This window comes from Pedobacter sp. CG_S7 (assembly GCF_040544395.1).
GTDB lineage: Bacteria > Bacteroidota > Bacteroidia > Sphingobacteriales > Sphingobacteriaceae > Pedobacter.
In genome coordinates this window covers 25,213-45,999 of the sequence record NZ_JBEONS010000026.1, presented here as the reverse complement: position 1 = coordinate 45,999, position 20,787 = coordinate 25,213, and the positions used below count along the sequence as shown (strand labels likewise).

The following is a 20,787-nucleotide window of genomic DNA, read 5'->3' as shown; positions in this document are numbered from 1 at the left end:
AAATACATAAAAATATCCTAAATAACAAAAAAAACAAGTGTAATTTATTGTTAATCAATTAGTTAAATCACATATTGCCTTGCAACGGTCTTAAATTGTAACAAAACTGTTCCTTTTAGTTTTGCCTATAATTTAATTTATTGCAACTTATTAAAATTGTATGCATTCTGGATCCACCTTTAAGGCCGATATCCCCACGCTCGCCAATTCATATCCGATAAATGTTTAACACAGTTAAGTTCATCTGAAAACCTGGCTTGAAATTCAAATATCAAAAGAATTTAAATCGATTTTTCATTCCTCTAATTTACTAACTTTAATAAGTACCTATTTCATCTTTCTTTTTTTCCATTTTACCCCTTCATACCATATCACAGATATAAAACCTATAGCTGAACAAAATAAAAGCTGGTAACTGTTTAGGGCTTCAAAACCGAAGAATTTGGCGAAAGTCGGTACGTAGACCAATGATCCTGTTATCGTTACCGTAATCGCTAAAATCATTGTAACCAGGTTGTTTTTGTATTTTAATGTCGTTAAAATGGAGTAATAAAAAGAACGGTTAACCAGGGTAAGAAAAATATTGGCAGAAATAAGCGTGGTAAATACCATTGTTCGGGTAAGTTGCTCGTCTAAGTGCTGGATTACAGCATATTGATAAATAAATAATGTGCCAGCAGTAATCAATAATCCCTGTACAACGCTTGTCGCCAATTCTTTCCAACTAAAGAATGTGGTGCTAAATGGCCTTGGCTTTTGGATCATGGTATTTTTTTCCATAGGTTCATTTTCATAAATGATAGAACACGTAGGCCCCATAATCAATTCTAAGAAAATAACATGAACGGGAGAGAAGATGTTAGGATAAATCCAACCAAGTACCAAAGGTATAAAGACGGTTAATATAATTGGAATGTGAATAGAAATGATGTATTGAATAGCTTTTTTTAGGTTGCTATAAATTTTTCTTCCAATAGCAACGGCATCAACCATTTTAGATAAATCATCTTCGAGTAAAATGAGCGATGCTGCTTGTTTAGCTATTTCAGTCCCTTTTTTTCCCATGGCAATTCCAATATGTGCCGCTTTTAAGGCTGGGCCATCATTCACTCCGTCTCCTGTCATTGCTACGATTTCATTTTTAGCCTTTAAGGCATTAATGATTTTTAACTTGGCTTCGGGAAACATCCTAGTGAAAATATTGGTTTCTAAAACCCTTTCCTGTAGTTCTTTAGGGGCTAATTTCATCAACTCATCGCCAGTTAAACTTTTCTCTGCACCTTTAAATCCTATTTGGCGCGCTATTGCAATTGTTGTCGCGGTATTGTCGCCAGTAACAATTTTTACTGTTATACCTGCTTTGTGAAAAGCCTCAAATACGGCCTGTATATTTTTTTTCGGTGGGTCATAAAAAGCAACGATACCCTTAAAAGTGAACTGAAATTGTTGCTGTTCATCAGGAAAATCGTTTCCGGCAAAGGTTGCCTCGCCAACACCGAGCAAACGGTAACCATCTTCACCAAGTAACGCAATTTCACCTTCTATTTTGTGTTTTTCTACATCAGTTAAGTTAGACACTTTCATTAATGCTTCTGGAGCACCCTTGGCGGAGATAATTCTATTACCATTCTGGTCTTCAAATAGATGGGTCATCATTGGTGGTTTGCCACCAAGTGGATATTCATGAATCATTTTAAAATTTGGCCTCTCATCGTTCGAGGTAAATCCCGCATAGGCTTTATGCAAAGCAATTTCCATAGGGTCAAATGGAATAGGCTCACTGGCCCACATTGCCATCCGGATCAGCTGCTGTTGCTCCTCATTTAATTCATCGCCAAGATTTGAAACTTCCTGCGACGAAAAAACATACAATTTCGCCAGGCTCATTTTATTCTCTGTAATCGTTCCGGTTTTATCAGTACAGATTACCGTAGCGCTGCCTAAGGTTTCTACGGTTTTCATCTGTTTTACAATGATGCCTTTTTTCATTAACCTCCAGGCCCCCATGGCCATAAAAGTAGTAAAGGCCACCGGTATTTCTTCAGGTAAAACACTCATGGCCAGGGTGAGGGCCATTAACAAACTAATAATAACACTATGGGTATTTAAGAAATTGACGCTCCAAACAATAAGGAATACAATAGCCCCAGCGATGACCATTTTTTTTACAAAATTTCCGATTTGTTGCTCTAAAGGAGTTTTTTCCTCTTTAATGCTTTCCAGGCTTTCGCCAATTTTCCCTAATTTAGTTTCTTTTCCAATTGCGCTAACTGTGGCAATAGCTAAGCCACTTGCTACGGTTGTGCCCCTGTAAACTAAATTATTTTCATTGTCTTTATCTTTATAAACAGAAAGTGACTCACCGGTTAGTACAGACTCATTGACAGAGAAGTCATTCGAATGAATAATCACCCCATCTGCTCCAATAGCTGTACCTTCTTCAATCATCAATGCATCACCAATAACCAGCTCTTCGCTCTTAATTAATAGCTCTACACCATTTCTAATCACCTTGGCACTGGGCTGTGTAAAGTCTTTTAAATTAGCCAAAGCTTTCCGGCTTCTTGAATCCTGATATAAAGAAATAACGGATACCAGGATAATAGCTGAGGCAAGGAATAACCCGTCGCCTTTGTTTCCACTTATAAAATAAACAGTAGAGGCTACTAAAAGGAGCACCACCATTGGCTCTTTCGCCAGGCTTTTTAAAGCATCCAAGAAACCGTTTTCTTGTTTGTAGTTTAACTGATTGTCGCCATGCTTGGCTCTTGCTGCAAGTACTTGTTCATCTGTTAAACCTTCAATATTGAAATTATTAGCTGACATATGGGGGACGATCGGGAAATTAGATAGGGTTAAGTTAGTGTTTTTAATGATAACTTTTAAATAAGACTTCACTTCTAGGTAAGTTAAACTTTTATAAATCATTACCATATCATTGGTAGGTCGTTTGCAGGTCATTTTGACCTACCAACGACCTACCAACGACCTACCAATGACCTATCAACGATCTGCCAATCTACCAGTTTCTAAGTGCGCAATTTGTATTTATAAACACCTCATTTATCGAGTGCTGTTGCTGTGTGACCTATGTCACTAACCATGATAAAAGGATCATTTATCTTTGTAGCTAATTAACCAACTTTATTAACAATGAATAGAAGCTTATGATAGCTTCATTACCGTTAAAAACATAAATATAACTATGAAAATCGAACAGTTTGAAGATAAAAGCCTTTCCCATTATTCTTATGCCGTTTTAAGTGAGCGTCAAAATGAAGTCGTGTTGATTGACCCTTCGCGTGATCTTAGTCCTTATATTGCTTATGCGGCAAGTAATAAGGCGAAAATTATCGGGGTAATAGAAACCCACCCACATGCTGATTTTGTAAGTGGTCATTTAGAATTGCATGAAACTACTGGTGCAACTATTTATTGTTCTAAATTGATAGGAGCCGAATATCCACACCATACTTTTGATGATGGACAACAATTGAATTTTGGAGAGATTATGCTAAAGGCAGTGAATACGCCGGGGCACTCACCAGATGGGATATCTATTGTATTAGAACAGGAGGGAAAAGATTATGCTGTTTTTACAGGAGACACGTTGTTTATAGGTGATTGCGGCCGCCCAGATCTTCGTGAAAGTGCAGGAAACATTACCTCAAAGCGGGAAGATCTGGCTAAACAGATGTACCATTCTTTAAGGGAAAAACTGATGAACCTCGATGACGAGGTATTGCTTTATCCGGCTCATGGTGCAGGTACACTGTGTGGAAAAGGATTAAGTGAGGCCAACAGCAGTACTATGGGTGCGGAGAAAATAAGCAACTGGTCACTGCAGCAAATGACTGAAAGTCAGTTTATAACAAAGCTTTTGGCCGATCAGCCTTTTATACCTGCTTACTTTACTTTTGATGTAGAATTGAACAGGAAAGGTGCAATGGCGCTTAACCTCGCTTTAGAAAAGGTAAAAAGAACTAATTGGGACAGCACAATTATTGATAGTCAGGTAGTTATTGTAGATGCAAGGTCAGCGGCTGCATTTAAAACCTCCCATTTAAAAGGAGCAATAAATATTATGGCGGATGGTAAATTTGAAACCTGGTTAGGTAGTATTATAAAACCTAGCGAACCCTTTTATCTTGTGGCAGAGAACAATAAAGCTTTAAATGACCTGCTCTTAAGGACAGCAAAAATAGGTTATGAAAGCTTTATTAAAGAAGCCTTCGTTTTAATTGCTGGTGATACCAGTTCTGATCAAACAGCTATAATTGACTTTAAGGAAAACCCTTCGGCTTACACCATCGTTGATGTACGTAACAGGAGTGAAGTTACAGAAAATGCAGGATTTGAGCACGCGCTACATATTCCATTACCCGAACTGCGTAGCCGAATTGCTGAAATACCTTCAAATAAGCCAATTATGGTGCATTGTGCAGGTGGTTATCGCAGTGCAGCAGCCAGCAGTATTATAGAAGGTGAATTTTCTGCACAAACAAAAGTTTATGATTTAAGTACTGCGGTGAAAGACTTTTTTTAAGTAAAAGTATGTTGGATGATCATCACCTTTTTGTCTGGTGGTTTTCATCCAGCTTTTTATTGATTTCCTGAAGCATATTGAGTTGTACACCTTGCAAATCATAAAGCTTTTTTATTTGATCCCCCAGTAATAAATCCATTTTTTGGTGAAGGCTCCTTACACCCATTTCTGCCTTAAGGTTAATCAGGTAGTCATTCTCGCTTCTCATTCGATCTTTTTCTTCCTTCCTGTTCTGGCTCATCATAATGATGGGTGCCTGCAGCGCAGCAATGCAGGAAAGGATCAGGTTCATGAGAATAAAAGGATAAGGGTCAAAGGCTTCGCTGCTTTTTACGTTAACGTTATAGGTAATCCATATCGCTAAAACTACAGAACATGAAATAATAAACTTCCAGCTTCCACCAAATTGTGCTACCCGATCAGAAATTTTTTGGCTAGGTGTAAGCGTTTCTTTGGTGGGGTGCAATAAATTGTTGAGAATAAGGTCTTCTTCCTGAATTGTTTTCTGTACAATATCATGAAGCTTTTGAATGAATTCATTCTCATCTGAAGTTACCTCTTCATTAATTTTATTGTTGTTTATTTTTTTAGTTTGCATCTTTATGTAGCTTAATTTATTTTTTGATAGAACGGCTTAAAAAATATTTAAGGGTTTCCAATGTTCTAAATTATCGCTTATTATTTTAAGTATAGCAACAAAAGGTATAAGTATTGCACAAAACGATGTCGAGCTAGAGCTGATACCTGTATTGTTATGCCTTTGCAACGGTATGTTTGATTTTCTCAGCTTCCGAAATATTTTGAATTCCTTTAAGAAGTGCATCCGGAGTAAAAGAGATGGAATCAATGCCATTGGCTACTAAAAATTGAGAAAAGGCAGGGAAATCACTTGGTGCCTGTCCGCATAAACCTATTTTAATTCCTGCTTTTTTAGCGGCTCTAATGGCCTGGGCAATCATTATGGTTACGGCTTCGTTGTTCTCGTCAAACAGGTGACTTACAATTTCCGAATCCCTGTCTAAACCAAGGGTGAGTTGTGTAAGGTCATTAGAGCCTATAGAAAAACCATCAAAGAGCATTGCAAATTGGTCTGCCAGAATAACATTGCTGGGTATTTCAATCATTACATAAACTTCCAGTCCATTTTTACCACGCTTCAAACCAAACTCCTCCATTGTTTGCAAAACATTTTTAGCTTCCTGTATGGTACGGCAAAAAGGGATCATGACTTTAACATTTGTTAATCCCATGGTATTGCGTACGCGGAGAATGGCCTCACATTCTAGTCCGAAACCAGCTTTATAGCGCTCATCGTAATAGCGTGATGCGCCACGAAAACCAATCATGGGATTTTCTTCTTTTGGTTCATATAAACGACCGCCAACCAGCGATGCGTACTCATTGCTTTTAAAATCGCTCATGCGTACAATTACATCACGGGGGTGAAAAGCTGCGGCAACCTTGGCTATAGCTTCAGATAATTTCGATATAAAGTAATCTCTTTTGCTCTTGTAACCTGCAGTAAGGTGGGCAATGGTCTTTTTTTCCGGGCTATCAGCTAATTGATCATAATTGATTAATGCCATGGGGTGTATTAGGATGCTGTTGTTGATGATGAACTCCATGCGTAAAAGCCCTACGCCTTTGGAGGGGAATTGCGATAATTCAAAAGCCCGGTCTGGGTCGGCCAGAATAAACATGGGCTGCGTAATGGTAACAGGAATTGTTGAAAGGTCGGTCTCCGTTACCTCAAAAGCAACGCTGCCATCCATAACTTGTCCTTCATCACCTTCGGTACAGACAACAGAAATCAGCTGCCCGTCTTTAATTACCTGTGTTGCATTGCCAGCACCAACAATAGCTGCAATGCCAAGCTCGCGGGCAACAATTGAAGCATGACTGGTACGGCCTCCTTTATTGGTTACAATGCTGACAACCTTTCGCAATAAACTATTCCAGTCGGGGTTGGTATTATCTGCAACCAGAACGTCTCCTTGTTGTAATTTGTAGGCTTCGTTTAAGGAATTGATAATGCATGCCCTGCCACTAATAATGGTTCTGCCAACTGCTTTACCGGTACACAATACGGTGCCTTTTTCGGTAAGTTTATAATTTTTTATCTTGCCAATTGATTTTTGAGAATGCACGGTTTCAGGCCTTGCCTGTAAAATATAAATTTCCTGATCTTCGCCATCTTTAGCCCATTCAATATCCATTGCCATGCCATAATGTTTTTCAATTTCATAACACCATTTTGCCAGTTGCTGAACTTCGGTATCCGTTAATATCCATTGCGCGCGTTTTTGAGCAGGTGTTTCTATATTATGGATGGGTATTTCGGCAAGAGGGTCCTCGCTATAGACCATTGTATTTGCTTTGTCGCCCAGATTTCTTCCTATAATGGACTCTTTGTGAAGTTCAAGAGAAGGTTTAAATACCCAAAACTCATCAGGATTAACCGCTCCCTGCACCACGTTTTCTCCTAAACCCCATGCACCAGTAATGTAAATAGCATTTTTAAAGCCAGTCTCTGGATCTATGGTGAAAATTACTCCGGCAGCACCTTTATCTGCTCTAACCATTCGCTGTATGCCAACTGATAAAGCAACATCCATGTGCTCAAAACCATTATCAATACGGTATTTGATAGCTCTGTCATTGAATAAAGAAACATAGCATTTAAGTACAGCCTTTAATAACAGTTCGTTGCCATTGACATTTAAAAAGGAATCATGTTGGCCGGCAAAACTGGCAGTAGGTAAATCTTCAGCTGTGGCACTACTGCGAACGGCAACCGAAGTGGTTTCATTGGCAGCAGAATTTAATGAAGCATAATATTTCAAAATCTCATTCTTCAAATCGTCCGGCAACTTTCCTTCTGCTACCAATAGCCGGCACTGTTTTCCTATATCAGGTAAGTTAGATAAAGATTTACTATCAATGGTGTCTAACAGCTGTTTCAGCTTTTCTTCGATTTTGTTATAAGCTAAAAAATATTGGTAGGCCGCTGCTGTAACCGCAAATCCATCAGGTACTTTAATGCCTAAAAACTTCAATTTGTTGAACATTTCGCCTAGCGATGCGTTTTTTCCACCAGTTTCGGCCAAATGGCCCAAGTTTATTTTCTCAAAGGGAAGAATGAATGAATTCATAATAATTTTTTATATAAATCAAAACCTTTTATATATTAAAGTTAAACTTTGTATTGATGATTTACTAATGATATTGTGGTTTAGAAAAAATAATTATTAGTCATAAATGATTTGTTTCCAGCTAACTAAAGTAATTGTACTCATATATGTAAAGTAGTGTTAACTTTATAATTAAATTTGACTATTCCTTATGGTAAAAGATGCTATCATTTCTAATTATATCAATCAATTATTTCCTCAATTTGAGCCGGCCTTAAAAAATATTTTAATTGAAAATGGGGCGCTTAAATCTTTTCAAGCAGGAGAATTGCTGATGCAAACCGGGCAGAACATGCGTACTACGATGCTTGTTGTTGAAGGTATGGTTAAATTATACAGGGAAGGAGACGAGGGAAAGGAATTTTTTATGTACTACCTGCAGCCTGGAAATGCCTGCGCTTTGTCGCTGGTTTGTGCCGCTAAACAAGAAACTAGCGAAGTGATGGCAAAAGCCGTTGATCAAACTACGGTATTGACAATCCCTATTGCCCTGATGGATACCTTGATGAAAGACTATAAAACCTGGTATTATTTCGTTTTGGAAACTTACCGTACAAGGTTTGAAGAGTTACTGATCGTTATTGATAATATTTCTTTTAAGGCAATGGATGAAAGGCTGGAGTTCTATCTTTCCAAGCAATATAACGACTTAAAGACCAGGAAACTTGTCATTACACATAGTGAAATTGCCAGCGACCTGAATTCTTCCAGAGAGGTGATTTCGCGACTTCTAAAAAAAATGGAACAGCGTGGCAAAGTGATGCTCCACCGGAATTTTATTGAATATTTAAAATAATATTGTGTGACTTTGGTCACCATTAAACAGAATTTAAGCTGACATATTTGTATTATAATTACAAATATGGAAATCATTGCTTATTTCGCTTCTGCATTTATTGGTATTTCGCTCGGTCTTATTGGTGGTGGTGGTTCCATTCTCACCGTTCCGGTAATGGTCTATTTATTTGGCGTAAACCCACTCTTAGCTACATCCTACTCTCTTTTTATTGTGGGTACAACTAGTCTTGTGGGGGCTTATAATAATTTTAGGAAAGGACTAGTCAATGTTAAAACGGCGTTGCTGTTCGGTATGTCTTCTATTACAACTGTTTTTCTTATCCGCAAGTTTGTTATTCCTGCCATACCTCAACATTTGATCAATTTAGGCGATTTTGAGGTAACAGAAAACATCATGACAATGGTGCTCTTCGCCATATTGATGCTTGCGGCATCCATTGCAATGATAAGGGATAAAAAAATAATTGATCCTGAAATAGCAGCGACCAAACCAGTAAACCTGCCCAAGCTTTTGCTTTATGGTATAGGAATAGGCATTGCAACAGGATTATTGGGCGCTGGGGGAGGGTTTCTGCTGATTCCAACATTGGTATTGTTAGTCGGCATGCCTATGAAAGAAGCTGTAGGTACTTCTTTGCTCATTATTGCCTTAAATTCTTTAATTGGTTTTGCCGGAGACCTGGGTCATTTTCAGATAGATTGGTTCTTTTTACTTAAAATATCAGCTATTGCTTCTGTAGGGATTTTTGCAGGTGGTTATTTAAATAAAAGAATTAATAGTAATAAACTAAAGAAGGGATTTGGGTGGTTTGTGTTAATTATGGGTTGCTATATACTTATAAAAGAAATTTTCTTAAAAAATTAATAAGTGACTTAAGTCACCGTCTAAAGCTTATTTAAGCCAGATATTTGAATCACAATATAAAAGATATGATCATTGAACAAATTTACACCGGATGTTTAGCACAAGGTGCTTATTACATTGAAAGTAACGGAGAGGCTGCAATTATTGATCCTTTAAGGGAAGTGCAACCTTATCTTGATAAAGCAGAGCGCAATGGTGCAAAAATAAAATATGTTTTTGAGACTCATTTTCATGCAGATTTTGTGTCTGGGCATTTAGACCTAGCTAAAAAATCAGGTGCTGTAATTGTATACGGTCCAACAGCGAAACCTGATTTTGAATTTATTTCCGCTAAAGATGGAGAAGAATTTAAAGTTGGTAAAGTAACCATTAAAGTCTTGCACACCCCAGGGCACACATTGGAAAGTTCATGCTATCTTTTGAAAGATGAAAATGGCGAGGAAAAGGCTCTTTTCTCTGGCGATACTTTATTTATCGGCGATGTTGGCAGACCCGATCTGGCTCAAAAAATAGTTGCAGACCTTACTCAAGATAAATTAGCAGGCTATTTATTTGATTCCCTTAGAAATAAAATAATGCCGTTGGCAGACAATATTATTGTTTATCCAGCACACGGTGCTGGCAGTGCTTGTGGAAAAAACATGAGTAAGGAAACAACAGACACTTTAGGCAATCAAAAGAAAACCAATTACGCTTTAAAAGCTGATATGACTAAAGAAGAATTTATCAAAGAAGTTACCGAAGGCCTTTTACCTCCGCCTGCTTATTTCCCTTTAAATGTAATGATGAATATTCAAGGTTATGAGGGTATTGATGAGGTTTTAGAAAGGGGTCTGATACCATTAAAGCCCGAAGCATTTGAAAAAACTGCTAATAATGCTGGAGCATTAATATTGGATACGCGTACGCCGCAAACTTTTGCTAAAGGATTTATTCCTAATGCTGTAAACATTGGTATCGATGGTAATTTTGCACCATGGGTAGGGGCTATGATTCCTGATATTAAACAAAACATCTTATTGGTTACAGATAATGGTAGGGAAGAAGAGGTCGTTACAAGGTTAGCACGGGTTGGTTATGACCATACGATTGGCTATTTAGAAGGTGGTATGGAAGCTTGGACTACAGCAGGAAAAGAAATAGATCAGATTGAATCTATAGCTCCAGAAGTGTTGGCAGAAAGAATGGAAAAAGGTGTAGCAGTGAATGTGCTGGATGTTCGTAAAAATAATGAATATACCTCGGAGCATTTAATTGGTGCTATAAACCTTCCATTAGATTATGTAAATGAGCACCTGTCTGAAATAGATAAAGATAAGACCTATTACGTTCATTGTGCAGGTGGTTACCGGTCTATGATTTTTAACTCTATTTTAAGAGCTAGAGGGTTTGATAACTTGATTGATATTAATGGTGGTTTTAACGCGATCAAAGAATCTGGTAAGCTTAATCTCAGCCCTTTTGTTTGTCCAAGCACGTTATCCTAAATATTGAAAATGTTATTATGTTCAAGATTAAATTTAAAGATATGGTAAATAGTCTTTTTTCGAAAAATCAATATGACTTAGACGGTGCTGCTTTTAAACAACAGTTTGAAAGTTCTAAAAATGCAGTTTTGATTGATGTTCGTACGCCTGAAGAATTCCAAAGCGGAACGCTAGCTGGGGCAAAAAATATAGCTATTACGAGTGCTGCTTTCCAGACTAAAATACAAACTCTTGCTGTTGAAAAGGAATATTTCCTGTTTTGCAGGAGTGGCAATAGAAGTGGTAATGCTGCCAAATTAATGGAAAAGCTTGGCCTGAAGTGTTATAATTTGGTTGGCGGAATAGGGGCATGGCCTCATAAAAAATAACAAATGAAAACATTAAATATATTAATTCCTACTGACCTTTCACCTTTAAGTGAACAGGCACTTTTAATGGCAGATTTGATTTCAGAAAGGCTTGCCGTTAAAGTTCATTTATTGCATATTATTGAGGCTAATGAATCTATAATAGAGGGAAACCCTGACTTGGCGGAAGCTATAGATGTTACTGTGTTTCAAAAAAGAAAAGAGGAAGCGCTAACCTATTTTGATGGGTTACGTCAAGCTGGTAGAACTTTCGAAGCGCATATTAAAATCGGATTATTAACAGATCAAATCCATTTGGTAACTGCTGCGCTTGCTGCAGATCTTGTTATTATGGCTACTAAAGGAGCTGACGGTTTGATGGAAATAATTTCTGGTTCAGCAGCACAGCAGGTAGTCAGGTATTTGAAAGTACCAATACTTACCCTAAAAATAGGAACCGCTATCAATGACTTAAAAAACATTCTTTTTGTAGCAGATTTCTATCACATCGAGAAGGGGCTTCAAATTGATCTGGTGAAAGATTTAGCCGCTGCTTTTGGTAGCACCATACATTTGCTGCAAATCTTGAAAGAAGGTGATGAAGAACATGTGGGTCAAATCAATGCACAAATGAAACGATTTGCAGAAGAACATGAGTTTGAGCGTTTTGAAATTCACGTTCATCAGGATCGTCAGGTTGCCAATGGTGTTTCTAATTTCAACAAAGAAGCAGAAATGGATTTGGTTTGCATCAACACCCATGGCCGTACTGGTATTGCTCATTTATTATTTGGTAGCATCGCAGAACGCCTTGTTAATCATTGTCAAAAACCCTTGTTAACCTTTAAATTAAAAGAAAATGCTTGAATTTATTAGCCAACCTTGGCCTTGGTACACTTCAGGTGCCGCCATTGCTTTTATCTTGTTTCTGCTCCTTTATTTTGGAAAATCATTTGGATTCTCTTCTAATCTAAGAACACTGTGTACCATCGCTGGTGCTGGCAAAAGTGTGAAGTTTTTTGATTTTGATTGGAAAACGCAGAAATGGAATCTTCTTTTTCTGGTTGGGGCAATAATTGGAGGGTTTATATCTTCTACATTACTTAAAAGTGACCAGCCACTGCAACTTTCAACAGCTACTATTGCTGATCTGAAAGAATTAGGTATTTTCTTTGATGGAAATATTAACCCTGGTCAAATTTTTGGATGGGAATTTATGAGCACACCTAAAGGGCTGCTAGTTTTATTAGGAGGAGGGGTTTTAGTTGGATTTGGATCTAGGTATGCAGGTGGCTGTACTTCTGGTCATGCCATTTCTGGATTGTCAAACCTACAGATGCCATCTTTAATTGCTGTTGTTGGTTTCTTTATTGGCGGACTTGCAATGACACATTTAATCATGCCAATTTTATTTTAAATTAATTGAATTTATTAAAGCTTCTTTCTTTATTACTTTAATTCATTTTATTAATAATTATATTTTTATAAACTATGAAATCTATTAAATTTATATTAGCCGGAATTTTGTTTGGTATTATCATGAGCAAATCAGAGGCTATTTCCTGGTATCGTATTCAGGAGATGTTTCGTTTTCAGGCTTTCCATATGTATGGGTTTATCGGGACAGCTGTAGCGCTAGGTACGCTAGGTGTTTTTCTAATAAAAAAGTTTAAAATCAGAGATTCTGGAGGCAACCCAATTGTGTTTCAGGATAAAGACAAAGGCTGGCCAAGGTATATCATTGGAGGTACCATATTTGGACTAGGTTGGGCTTTAACAGGAGCTTGTCCGGGGCCTATGTTCGTTAACATTGGTTTTGGGTATTGGGCAATGTTAATCGTCATATTTGGGGCTTTAGTCGGCACCTACCTTTATGGGCTGTTGAAAAATAAACTACCACACTAAATTTACCTTAATTTCTTTCTTATCAAGCTCGTCAATAATTGTCTTACTTTTTTAAAAAAAAATAATGGAGGTCAAACAAGGGTTACGTGAAAACTGGAAACAATTTACCATTCTGGTGGTCATTAATGCTTTTGTAGGTGGAATGATTGGTTTAGAACGGACCATTTTACCTGAACTGGCAAAGCAAGAGTTTGCAATTTTAGCAAAATCTGCAATTCTTTCCTTTATTGTTGTTTTTGGTTTTACAAAAGCCATTACTAATTATTTTGCAGGTACATTAGCCAATAAAATCGGAAGAAAAAACCTGCTTGTTTATGGGTGGGTAATAGCAATTCCTGTTCCTTTCATTCTGATGTTTACAGATAACTGGAACTGGGTTATTATGGCCAATGTACTCCTTGGTATTAATCAAGGTTTAACATGGTCTTCTACTGTAGTAATGAAGATTGACCTGGTTGGAGATAAATCCCGTGGTTTTGCCATGGGATTGAATGAATTTGCAGGTTATTTTGCCGTTGCCGTAGTTGCTTTGTTTAGTGGCTATATAGCAAATAATTATGGATTAAGACCTTATCCTTTCCTGATTGGTGTAGTCTTATCTGTTTTAGGTTTATTAAGTAGCTTATTTCTGGTAAAGGATACGCGGAAATTTGTTGCTCAGGAAAGTAAATCTTCTTTACTTAAACCGTTGAAAAATATCTTTTTAGATACTTCCTTTCGTCATCCTAACCTTTCTTCTGTTACGCAGGCAGGTTTGATTAATAATTTGAATGATGGGATGATTTGGGGTTTACTGCCAGTGTTATTAGCTGCGAAAGGATATAACCTTTTGGAAATCGGAATTATTGTCTCCATTTATCCTGCCGTTTGGGGCCTGGGACAATTATTTACGGGTAAGCTCGCTGATTTAATCTGTAGAAAGAAATTGCTTTTTTGGGGTATGCTACTACAGGGAATAGCTATTATAGCTTTAGTTTATGCTACTCAGCAAGCTCATTATATTTTCGTTTCTATTGTTCTTGGATTAGGTACTGCTGTAGTTTATCCGGCATTCCTTGTGGCAATTGCTGAAGATACAACTCCTAATCAAAGAGCTGAAAGTATTGGTATATTTAGGTTGTGGAGGGACTCGGGTTATGCTTTCGGGGCCATTTTATCGGGGGTATTGGCAGATGCTCTTGGGGTAAACTATGCTATCGGGGTAATAGGGTTTTTAACCCTATTATCAGCGTTAATTATTCAATGGAGAATGAAGTGCTTATTTTAGTAAAAACTTTTAACTCCTTCTTGTAGCTGCGGTATTTATTTTGACCAGTTTCATTAACTTTTGCCCTGCTTATCATTTCTTAGGCATCAGTACTAAAAAACCCAATCAAGAAATTACTTAGTCCTTTTTTCGAATTTTAATCACTACTTTTGTCGCCAATGAATATTAAAGTCAGAACAATTTTTGATCAATTTCTTGTTAAAGGCCTTAGGCCTTTATCCATTGGCTTGTTGATTATTATTTGTCTGCTTTCTTCTTGTTCAGTGAGAAAAGGTTTCCAATCTTTTCTCTCCGGTGAAAGTTTTGAGTATTTTGCTTCTGGTAAATTAGTTAAACCCATTATTGCTAAAGCAACGGTGGATGATGCTTTTAAAAGTTGTAATACCTTAAATCAGGGGATGGAGAAAATCCAATCTTTAACCCACGCAGAATCATCCAAAATTGCGATGGTTCCTCTTTTGTTTTTCCTTTTACCGGGATTTCTTATTTCACTTCGTGTAACTATTAAAGATCATGCGGTTTTGCCTGTTCCTTATTCCTTGTTACAGTGGTCGTATCTGCCTTTGTTTTTACAAAATAGGTTTCTTCTCTTATAGAATTGTTTTGCTAAACAGGTATTCCTGTTCAGATTGTGCTGGTTTTTAATTCAGCGCAATAATTTCTATTTCAACAATTTCTATAATTCTAATTTTCTAAAGATGATGAAGTATCTTCTTCAACTGCCGTTTTTTCTGGCGATACTGCTGAGCATACCTTCAATGGCGCAGCAGTCGAATACCCTTTCTTTAAATCAGGCCTGGGAACAGGCAAGTAATACCTATCCTGGACTAAAAGCACAGGAAGCACACATTGGTGAATACGAGTTTAATAAAAAAGAAGTACAAAGCCGTTCTTTGCCACAAGTACAATTACAAGCGCAAAACTCTTATGGTACTTTTGCCGGAAGCAATGGTGCCTTTTTTCCTGTACCGGGGATCTTTAATGTTACTGGTAACAGTTCAACCGCAGAAACCGGACAAAATGCAGCTGTTAATACTTATGGTTCAGTATTAATGGACTGGAAGATTTTTGAGTTTGGAAAACAACGGAAAGCTGTTGAAGCTGCTGAATACCAGGTTCAGGGTGCAAAAAGCAGTTACGATGCTGCAGGTCTTTCTTTAAAAACAAAAGTAACTCGTTTGTATTTTGAAATTCTTTACAGCTATTCCAACTTAATATGGGCAAAACAGCATGTGAAAAGGGTGAAAGAAATCATGGATCTTTCCGTTAGCCTGGCGCAGGCAGGCTTAAAACCTGGGGCCGATACATCACTTACCTCCTCTTCTTATTCACAGGCAATGGCCTACCAGAAGGAGTGGCAGGGAAAATATAATGCCAGTAAAATCAATATGACTGAGGTAGTTCCACAGCAAGATTTCGTTTTGCCACAAGAATCTTTTCTTCTCTATAATGACCTTCAGCAAAATACTGATTCGGTATCACTAAGCCATCCCTACTTACAGGTGCTAAATAAAGAAGTGCTATATGAAAAGGCCCGGGAAGCGTTCGCCTCCCGCAAAGTATTCCCCACACTCTCTATTTTAGGCGGTTTATCGACCAGGGGAAGCGATATCAATACCCATAGGAATTATAATTATACAAATAATTACCTGATTGGCATTGGATTAACTTGGAATATCAGTGGCGCTTATACCAGTTCTCTGGAAAAGAAACGCGCAGAAAAAACTGTTCAAAGTGTGGTTGCGAAATATGAGCTGCAGAAGTTGCAGATGAATACCTCTTTAGCGGCCGTATCGGAAAGGATTTTACAACAGCAGCAACAGGTATTGGAAAATAACATGGCGCAAAATAAAGCCAAAGAAGCTTATGAATTATACCTTTCGAGGTATGAGGGTGGACTGATCAACCTTACCGATTTATTGCAAATCCAGTTTTTGCTGCAAAGCGCTGAAAAGGAGGCAATTGAAGCACAGCAAGTGCTTTGGAGCCTGGTGACCACCCATTCTGAGATTTCTGGTGATTTTAATTACTTGTCCACACATTTTAACTAAACGCTATGAATATGATCCGGTTTGCATTAAAAAAACCTCTTTCCATAATGGTAGCCGTATTAGCTATCACTTATTTTTCTTTTACCGCCATACGAAATATTAATGTTGATATATTTCCTAAGGTTGAACTTCCTGTAATCTATATTGCTATGCCTTACGGTGGTTTAACGCCTGCTTATATGGATGGCTTTATGGCCAATGAATTTCAAAAGGTGCTGATTTTTGTTAGTGGGGTTGAAAATATAGATTTTAAAAGTATACAGGGATTTACCCTGATGAAACTTTCCTTTTATCCAGGTACTGATATGGCACAGGCTTCAGCAGAAGTAGCTACCCAGGTATCCCGAGCGATGGGTTTTCTACCACCTGGAGCCGTTCCGCCACAGGTGGTTCGTTTTGATGGCAGTTCGCTGCCCATTGGTCAATTGGTTTTTGAAAGTCCAAAACGCTCTATTACAGAACTTCAAAACCTTGCCATGACTAAGATCAGGCCAATGTTTGTCACGATTCCCGGAGTGACTGCACCAGCTCCTTTTGGTGCTAATATTAGAACGATGGTTGTTAAGGTGGATCCCCAGCTCATGCAATCTTATGGTCTTTCTGCTGAAGAAGTGACGATGGCTATCGCTAAAAATAACTTTCCTTCACCTGCAGGAAACATTCGTATAGGCGACCAGAACTTGATGAGTCCTGTGAATACGATCGCAAATGGCCCAGAAGAGTTTCTTAATATTCCGGTGAAATCAGAGCCAGGTAAAACTGTTTTTATCAAGGATATTGCTGCTGTAGAGGATGCTGCAGATATCACAACGGGTTATGCCATCATTAACGGAAAAAGATCAGTCTATTTGCCAGTAATTAAAAAGGCAGATGCTTCAACAATAAAGGTGGTCGAGAATTTAAAAGCCGCTATTCCAAAGCTAAAAGCCGCTTTGCCTGAAGATGTGGCAATTAAATATGTCTTCGACCAGTCTGGTTATATTGAGCGTTCATTGGAGAACCTTATCCATGAAGGTGTATTAGGGGCAGTGTTAACGGGAATAATGATCTTTCTTTTCCTTGGTGATTCCCGCGGGGCACTGATTGTGGTGCTCACCATTCCAATTGCGATACTTTCGGCAGTAATTATGCTCTACATGTTCGGTCAGACCATTAATGTGATGACCTTAAGTGGACTGGCACTTTCGATTGGTATACTCGTCGACGAGGCCACGGTGACCATTGAAAATATTCACCAACATTTTGAGATGAAAAAGCCCAAGCAAAGGGCCATTCTTGATGCTTTGCTAGAAATTTCCGTGCCGAAAGTATTGATCCTGCTTTGTATTCTTGCCGTTCTTATCCCTTCATTTATGATGAGCGGAATACCAAGAGATATGTTTATGCCGCTATCAATGGCGGTTGCCTTTGCTATGATTGCCTCTTTTGTTGCCTCTCAAACCTTTGTGCCGATATTAGCCAACTGGCTGATGAAGCCAGAGCTATTGGTGCATGAAAAAGTAAGCCTGCATAAGAAGAAACTGACCTGGTTTGAAAGGTTTAAGCGCAGGTACCTTATTCTGACCCGTTACAGCCAAAACAGAACGGGAAAAGTCATTGGCATTTATACCATCATATCAATCGTGTTGGTACTTAGTGGTGGATTGGTGATAGGAACGGATATAATGCCAGCAAGTAACAATGGCGACATACAATTAAGAATTGTCGCCCCCGAGGGCAGCAGGTTGGAATCATCTGAAGCTTATTTAAAGAAAGTGACAGCAATTGTTAAGGATCAACTCCCTGCTAATGCGATAAAGATAAGTTCAGCCTTTGTAGGTTTACAGCCTTCTGCTACAGCCATTAATCCGATTTTCTTGTTCACCAGCGGTGCACATGAATCAGTTCTTCAAGTTTCGATTGATCAGCAACAATATAAAGGTTCAATTGCAGCGTTGAAAGAAAATATCCGGATAGCAGTTCGTGAAAAGTTCCCAGAGCTTAAAATTAATTTTGAACCTATTGAGATGGTTGAAAAAATCATGAGCCAGGGTGCTATGACTCCAGTACAGATTAAAGTTGCTGCCAGCCAACTGAAAGGGGCAGAAAAGTTCGCCAAAAAGCTGGAAGCAGAATTATTAAAGGTGCCATTTTTAAGGGATGTAAGGATTGCAGAACCTGTAAACTCGCCTAGTGTGCAAATAAATGTGAATAGGGAACTTGCCGGTCAATTCGGCTTAACGATGGAAGATGTAGCCCGTGCGTTAACCATGGCTACTTCATCTACCCGCTTTACCAATAAAAACTTATGGGTTGATCCTAAATCTGGACTGGTCTTCCAGGTGCAGGTTCAAATTCCTGAATCAGCAATGAAATCGTTAGATAAATTGCGTGCTTTGCCTTTGAAATCTGGTCAGCCGCGACCAGTTTTAGAGGATGTGGCGAAGCTTCGCATGGTTAAACTCCCAGCACAGGTGAACAGGCAGGGCCCAAACAGATATGTGAGTGTATTAGCCAATACTTATCAGTCTGATCTTGGAGCCGCTTCAAAAGCTGTTAAAGAAGTGATCCAAAATGCAGGAGAACCACCACGTGGCGTAATCGTGTCTACGGAGGGGTTAATGCAACTGCTCGAGGACACACTTTCAGGACTTCAAACGGGACTTCTAGTTGCTATTGTAGTTATATTTCTGATGTTAACCGCCTACTACCAGTCTTTTGCAGTTTCCGGATTAATCTTATCTGTTGTTCCTGCAGTAATTGGTGGAAGTTTGATGATGCTACTGTTTTCTGGAAGTACCCTTAACCTCCAATCTTATATGGGCATCATTATGTCTGTCGGGGTTTCAGTATCTAATGCCGTATTAATGGTCAACCAGGCAGAAGTGAACCGCTTAACCCGTGGTCTTGCTGCCAGGCAAGCTGCATTTCTGGCAGCTTCGTCTAGGCTAAGGCCAATTATTATGACTACGCTAGCCATGATTGCAGGAATGATTCCTATGTCGCTTGGTATGGGTGATGGGGGTGAACAAGTTGCTCCACTAGGACAGGCAGTTATTGGTGGTTTAGTTTTATCTACCCTGACGGTCTTATTGGTGTTACCCCACTTATATGCATTAATAATGAAAAATAGTACCCGTTTTAGTCCGACACTCGATCCCGATGACCCGGAAAATAAAAATCTGTTTAATCAATCATCAGTTCAAAACCCTTAAAATGCACGCAAGAATTATATTATACGATATGAAACGCATCAAATTTAAAAACTTTAAAAGTTCAGCATTAATTATTTCCGTATTGTTGATTGTGGCAGGCTGTGGGCAAGAAAAGCCTAACAAGGAAACTTCCAATGCCAAAGCTGAAAAGTTGGCCGAGGTTCAGGTTGTTTATCCTATATCCGATCAGCCTTCCTATGCACTGGAACTTCCAGGAGAGCTTAAACCTTATGAGGAAGTGATGCTATACCCAAAAGTAAAAGGATTTGTTAAGAAAATCATGGTTGATAGGGGAAGCCGCGTTACAAAAGGTCAGCTGTTGGCCTTACTGGAAGCACCGGAAATTAGTCAGCAATATCTTTCTGCAAAATCTGTAGAAAACAAGTTTTATGAAGACTACCTATACAGCCGCCAGTCATTCGAAAGGTTAAAGAAAGCAGCGGCCAGGGCAGGTGCTGTAGCAGAAATTGAATTAGATAAAGCAAGAAGTAAATTCAGAAGCGACAGTTCTGCTTATGCATCTGTAAAGGCAAATACCAGGGCATCGGGACAACTGCAGCAATATTTAAGAATTACTGCTCCTTTTGATGGAATTATAACCGCTAAAAATGTGTCTGTGGGTGCATTAGTAGGGGATAATACAAATATAGAATTATTTTCAATTGCACAAACCAATCACCTAAGGTTAACGATTGCCATACCCGAAAAACACGCACAATCGCTAGGGAAAAATACAAAAGTAATATTTACAGTAAGCGACTATCCCGGTAAAGAATTCCAGTCCACACTTTCGCGTAAAAGTGATTTTATACAACAGGGATCTAGATCGGTTACAGCAGAATTTGATGTTTTAAATACAAAAAATGTACTTGCAGGCGGTGAATATGCTCAGGTAAAATTAAAGATGCGCAGGGAATACCCAACGTTATGGCTACCTGTAAGTAGTATTGTGCATGCGCAGTCGGGCATATTTGTGGTCACCGTTGACAATAATTTATTGAAAAGAGTTATAGTAGCAACGGGAATACGGAAAGGGGATCTTCAGGAAGTATTTGGGGAGCTGCAAGAGGAGGATCAAGTTGTTAAAATAGGATCAGAAGAATTAATAGAAGGTAATAAGATAATAATTAAATAAA

Annotated in this window: 16 protein-coding genes and 1 pseudogene; 14 read left to right on the top strand and 3 right to left on the bottom strand. The window is 38.4% G+C overall.

Annotated elements, in window-relative coordinates:
• Window positions 1-327: 327 nt before the first annotated feature.
• Complete coding sequence (locus AAKU52_RS13220; RefSeq protein WP_354334242.1) at window positions 328-2,826, bottom strand: cation-translocating P-type ATPase; 2,499 nt, start codon at window positions 2,824-2,826, stop codon at window positions 328-330.
• Window positions 2,827-3,205: 379 nt separating this feature from the next.
• On the opposite strand from AAKU52_RS13220, the gene AAKU52_RS13215 reads away from it, so the two are divergent.
• A complete protein-coding gene (locus tag AAKU52_RS13215) occupies window positions 3,206-4,546 on the top strand; it encodes an MBL fold metallo-hydrolase (RefSeq protein WP_354334240.1) in 1,341 nt (446 codons plus the stop codon).
• 22 nt (window positions 4,547-4,568) lie between these two features.
• Here AAKU52_RS13215 and AAKU52_RS13210 read toward each other — a convergent pair whose 3' ends face one another.
• Both AAKU52_RS13210 and ppsA read right to left on the bottom strand, forming a co-directional pair.
• The gene (locus AAKU52_RS13210; RefSeq protein ID WP_354334238.1) at window positions 4,569-5,144 is read right to left on the bottom strand and encodes a DUF1003 domain-containing protein; all 576 of its coding nucleotides are present in this window, start codon (window positions 5,142-5,144) and stop codon (window positions 4,569-4,571) included.
• A gap of 154 nt (window positions 5,145-5,298) precedes the next feature.
• Window positions 5,299-7,698, bottom strand: coding sequence for a phosphoenolpyruvate synthase (ppsA, locus tag AAKU52_RS13205; protein ID WP_354334236.1), 2,400 nt, complete (start codon window positions 7,696-7,698; stop codon window positions 5,299-5,301).
• Window positions 7,699-7,888: 190 nt separating this feature from the next.
• Here ppsA and AAKU52_RS13200 point away from each other — a divergent pair, with 190 nt between their 5' ends.
• From AAKU52_RS13200 to AAKU52_RS13140, 13 genes and pseudogenes are all read left to right on the top strand, one after another.
• Entirely contained in the window at window positions 7,889-8,533 is a 645-nt protein-coding gene (locus AAKU52_RS13200) for a Crp/Fnr family transcriptional regulator (RefSeq protein ID WP_354334234.1), read from the top strand.
• A 66-nt stretch (window positions 8,534-8,599) separates the two neighbouring features.
• Entirely contained in the window at window positions 8,600-9,400 is an 801-nt protein-coding gene (locus AAKU52_RS13195) for a sulfite exporter TauE/SafE family protein (RefSeq protein WP_354334232.1), read from the top strand.
• Between the two features lie 65 nt (window positions 9,401-9,465).
• The gene (locus AAKU52_RS13190) at window positions 9,466-10,887 is read left to right on the top strand and encodes an MBL fold metallo-hydrolase (protein ID WP_354334230.1); all 1,422 of its coding nucleotides are present in this window, start codon (window positions 9,466-9,468) and stop codon (window positions 10,885-10,887) included.
• Between the two features lie 17 nt (window positions 10,888-10,904).
• A complete protein-coding gene (locus AAKU52_RS13185) occupies window positions 10,905-11,255 on the top strand; it encodes a rhodanese-like domain-containing protein (RefSeq protein ID WP_354334228.1) in 351 nt (116 codons plus the stop codon).
• A 3-nt stretch (window positions 11,256-11,258) separates the two neighbouring features.
• A complete protein-coding gene (locus AAKU52_RS13180) occupies window positions 11,259-12,101 on the top strand; it encodes a universal stress protein (RefSeq protein ID WP_354334225.1) in 843 nt (280 codons plus the stop codon).
• Window positions 12,094-12,651, top strand: coding sequence for a YeeE/YedE family protein (locus AAKU52_RS13175; RefSeq protein ID WP_354334223.1), 558 nt, complete (start codon window positions 12,094-12,096; stop codon window positions 12,649-12,651). Before AAKU52_RS13180 ends, AAKU52_RS13175 begins: the two co-directional genes overlap by 8 nt.
• Window positions 12,652-12,725: 74 nt before the next feature.
• Window positions 12,726-13,139 carry a DUF6691 family protein gene (locus tag AAKU52_RS13170; protein WP_354334220.1) on the top strand — a complete coding sequence of 138 codons (414 nt, stop codon included), beginning with the start codon at window positions 12,726-12,728 and terminating at the stop codon, window positions 13,137-13,139.
• Window positions 13,140-13,203: 64 nt separating this feature from the next.
• On the top strand, window positions 13,204-14,406 hold the full coding sequence (locus tag AAKU52_RS13165) for an MFS transporter (protein WP_354334218.1): 1,203 nt from the start codon (window positions 13,204-13,206) through the stop codon (window positions 14,404-14,406).
• A gap of 25 nt (window positions 14,407-14,431) precedes the next feature.
• Window positions 14,432-14,527: pseudogene (locus AAKU52_RS13160) on the top strand (YgaP family membrane protein); the annotation flags it as partial.
• Window positions 14,528-14,564: 37 nt separating this feature from the next.
• The gene (locus AAKU52_RS13155) at window positions 14,565-15,002 is read left to right on the top strand and encodes a hypothetical protein (protein WP_354334216.1); all 438 of its coding nucleotides are present in this window, start codon (window positions 14,565-14,567) and stop codon (window positions 15,000-15,002) included.
• A gap of 102 nt (window positions 15,003-15,104) precedes the next feature.
• The gene (locus AAKU52_RS13150) at window positions 15,105-16,457 is read left to right on the top strand and encodes a TolC family protein (RefSeq protein WP_354334214.1); all 1,353 of its coding nucleotides are present in this window, start codon (window positions 15,105-15,107) and stop codon (window positions 16,455-16,457) included.
• A gap of 5 nt (window positions 16,458-16,462) precedes the next feature.
• A complete protein-coding gene (locus AAKU52_RS13145) occupies window positions 16,463-19,651 on the top strand; it encodes an efflux RND transporter permease subunit (RefSeq protein WP_354334212.1) in 3,189 nt (1,062 codons plus the stop codon).
• 28 nt (window positions 19,652-19,679) lie between these two features.
• A complete protein-coding gene (locus tag AAKU52_RS13140) occupies window positions 19,680-20,786 on the top strand; it encodes an efflux RND transporter periplasmic adaptor subunit (protein WP_354334210.1) in 1,107 nt (368 codons plus the stop codon).
• Window position 20,787 lies beyond the last annotated feature (1 nt).

What these genes read in the sequence shown, in the direction of transcription:
- AAKU52_RS13180 (WP_354334225.1), top strand. Translation starts at nt 11,259, where the DNA reads ATGAAAACATTAAATATATTAATTCCTACTGACCTTTCACCTTTAAGT.
- AAKU52_RS13210 (WP_354334238.1), bottom strand. Translation starts at nt 5,144, where the DNA reads ATGCAAACTAAAAAAATAAACAACAATAAAATTAATGAAGAGGTAACT.
- AAKU52_RS13185 (WP_354334228.1), top strand. Translation starts at nt 10,905, where the DNA reads ATGTTCAAGATTAAATTTAAAGATATGGTAAATAGTCTTTTTTCGAAA.
- AAKU52_RS13155 (WP_354334216.1), top strand. Translation starts at nt 14,565, where the DNA reads ATGAATATTAAAGTCAGAACAATTTTTGATCAATTTCTTGTTAAAGGC.
- AAKU52_RS13170 (WP_354334220.1), top strand. Translation starts at nt 12,726, where the DNA reads ATGAAATCTATTAAATTTATATTAGCCGGAATTTTGTTTGGTATTATC.
- AAKU52_RS13165 (WP_354334218.1), top strand. Translation starts at nt 13,204, where the DNA reads ATGGAGGTCAAACAAGGGTTACGTGAAAACTGGAAACAATTTACCATT.
- AAKU52_RS13200 (WP_354334234.1), top strand. Translation starts at nt 7,889, where the DNA reads ATGGTAAAAGATGCTATCATTTCTAATTATATCAATCAATTATTTCCT.
- ppsA (WP_354334236.1), bottom strand. Translation starts at nt 7,698, where the DNA reads ATGAATTCATTCATTCTTCCCTTTGAGAAAATAAACTTGGGCCATTTG.
- AAKU52_RS13150 (WP_354334214.1), top strand. Translation starts at nt 15,105, where the DNA reads ATGATGAAGTATCTTCTTCAACTGCCGTTTTTTCTGGCGATACTGCTG.
- AAKU52_RS13195 (WP_354334232.1), top strand. Translation starts at nt 8,600, where the DNA reads ATGGAAATCATTGCTTATTTCGCTTCTGCATTTATTGGTATTTCGCTC.
- AAKU52_RS13145 (WP_354334212.1), top strand. Translation starts at nt 16,463, where the DNA reads ATGAATATGATCCGGTTTGCATTAAAAAAACCTCTTTCCATAATGGTA.
- AAKU52_RS13190 (WP_354334230.1), top strand. Translation starts at nt 9,466, where the DNA reads ATGATCATTGAACAAATTTACACCGGATGTTTAGCACAAGGTGCTTAT.
- AAKU52_RS13175 (WP_354334223.1), top strand. Translation starts at nt 12,094, where the DNA reads ATGCTTGAATTTATTAGCCAACCTTGGCCTTGGTACACTTCAGGTGCC.
- AAKU52_RS13215 (WP_354334240.1), top strand. Translation starts at nt 3,206, where the DNA reads ATGAAAATCGAACAGTTTGAAGATAAAAGCCTTTCCCATTATTCTTAT.
- AAKU52_RS13140 (WP_354334210.1), top strand. Translation starts at nt 19,680, where the DNA reads ATGAAACGCATCAAATTTAAAAACTTTAAAAGTTCAGCATTAATTATT.
- AAKU52_RS13220 (WP_354334242.1), bottom strand. Translation starts at nt 2,826, where the DNA reads ATGTCAGCTAATAATTTCAATATTGAAGGTTTAACAGATGAACAAGTA.